This is a genomic window from Lichenifustis flavocetrariae (assembly GCF_026130545.1).
Classification (GTDB): Bacteria; Pseudomonadota; Alphaproteobacteria; order Rhizobiales; family Beijerinckiaceae; genus Lichenihabitans; species Lichenihabitans flavocetrariae.
This window is the reverse complement of record NZ_JAMOIM010000137.1, coordinates 1-1,481: the sequence shown is the minus strand read 5'-3', so window position 1 is coordinate 1,481 and position 1,481 is coordinate 1. Positions and strand designations below refer to the sequence as shown.

At 58.4% G+C, this 1,481-nt stretch carries 2 protein-coding genes and 1 pseudogene; 2 read left to right on the top strand and 1 reads right to left on the bottom strand.

Translation table 11 applies throughout. The features are described 5' to 3' along the window. Nucleotides 1-507 (top strand): DUF2231 domain-containing protein (locus M8523_RS36270; RefSeq protein ID WP_282589638.1); only part of this gene is annotated, 507 nt, incomplete at its 5' end. 213 nt (nucleotides 508-720) lie between these two features. Next, nucleotides 721-957: a helix-turn-helix domain-containing protein gene (locus tag M8523_RS36265; protein ID WP_282589637.1), complete on the top strand. Its 237-nt coding sequence runs from the start codon at nucleotides 721-723 to the stop codon at nucleotides 955-957. A gap of 248 nt (nucleotides 958-1,205) precedes the next feature. On the opposite strand, the pseudogene M8523_RS36260 reads toward M8523_RS36265, so the two are convergent. Further along, nucleotides 1,206-1,481, bottom strand: a pseudogene (locus M8523_RS36260) (sugar ABC transporter substrate-binding protein); the annotation flags it as partial.

Below are 1,481 nucleotides of genomic sequence, written 5' to 3'. Positions count from 1 at the left end.
AAGCGTTTTTCCGCTATGGCAAACCGCACCCAAACCTCTGTTCGTCATGGTGGTACAGGCAGTGTAGCAGCCATAAAGGGGCATCCGCTTCATCCGGCTCTCGTGCCCATCACCATCGGGATGTACGTGGCCGCAGCCTGCGCAGATGTGGCATTCGCGCGAACCGGAGATCCGTTCTGGGCGCTTGGCACCCGATGGCTTCTACTCGGAACGCTTGTGTCTGGTGCGGCGGCGGCTCTTCCAGGCATGATCGATTTTGCAGCGATCGACCGCGCACACAAGTTACATGCCGCCTGGGCTCACGCGGTCGGTAATTTGATCTTTTTGGGGATCACAGCCGTGAATTACTCATGGCGGCAGGCAAACGTGGAACTCGGATCGAGCGGGCTGATCCTAACGCTTGTTGGCCTTGTGCTGATGTTCGTGACGGGATGGCTGGGTGGCGAGATGAGTTATTGTCACGGGATCGGTGTGTCCAAAAAGCTCGACAGGTCCGATGAAGACTAGAGCTCGGCTTCAAGCCTGCCGTCACGTAGCCTTTCCCACTTGCCTTCCTCTCCAGATCCTTGGTGATGCGTCAGATATGCATTCGACTGAGATCGACCTGCGCTGATCGCGATGGTGAACTCAGTCTGGCACTCCAAGGAATGCGATGACCTCAGAGTTCATTCTCGAAGAGGGTGACAGCCCAGGCATGCGGCTCGACTTGGACGTGCATCAATGATCACCGGTTGCCAAATCCGCGAAGCCCGTCGTCGGCTGAATTGGACTGTCCGGCAGTTGGCGACCGGCGCGAATGTGCCAGAGGAGATCATCGTGCAAGCCGAAGGTGTGGACAGCACACCCAGCATTACGCTTCAGCAGGGTGGCGTCATTCGGCAGACCTTCGAGCGGGCCGGGGTCAGATTTGGCAACGGTGCTGGCGTCCTGATGTTGGCCACGAAGGACCAGCCCTGATCTCCCACAGGTACGGCCAAGACGCAGATCAGCGAGGCGGCAGCGGACGGCATGGATTGTGCACCCGTTAGCCCGTCGCGTGTTAACTTGCCACGATGATACTTGAGCCGGGTCATTTACGAGAATGGCCCGGCTCCTGCTTTGTGGGGCGAACGTCTGGAGCTCGCGCCTGGAGACCTGGCCCGCCCGGCGAAAATCGCCTTGCGAGAGGTTAACAGGACCCGGAACGAGGGCGTCATTGACGCTGCCTACTTCTGCTCGGAAGACCAAGGAAAATTTACATACCGGTCGCGGGTGTCGTAGCAGATGTTGCCGTACGGAACGAGATATGCACTTCGCCGAACTGGGTCACGGTATGCCTCTGCCGGATTGGCCAGATCCGCTTGGTATTGGGCAATGTTTTTCTCGGTGAGAACGACCGGGAGGATATCCATAGCCTGAGGGATCCTCTTTCCCTCAAGCCAGTCGGCGCCATACTGCCCCATCGCATAGCCAAAGACGGGCGAGGAAAGAGCAATGCTCGC

Bases quoted from the DNA above. Each gene is read 5' to 3' on its own strand.
- M8523_RS36265 (WP_282589637.1), top strand. From the start codon at position 721: ATGATCACCGGTTGCCAAATCCGCGAAGCCCGTCGTCGGCTGAATTGG.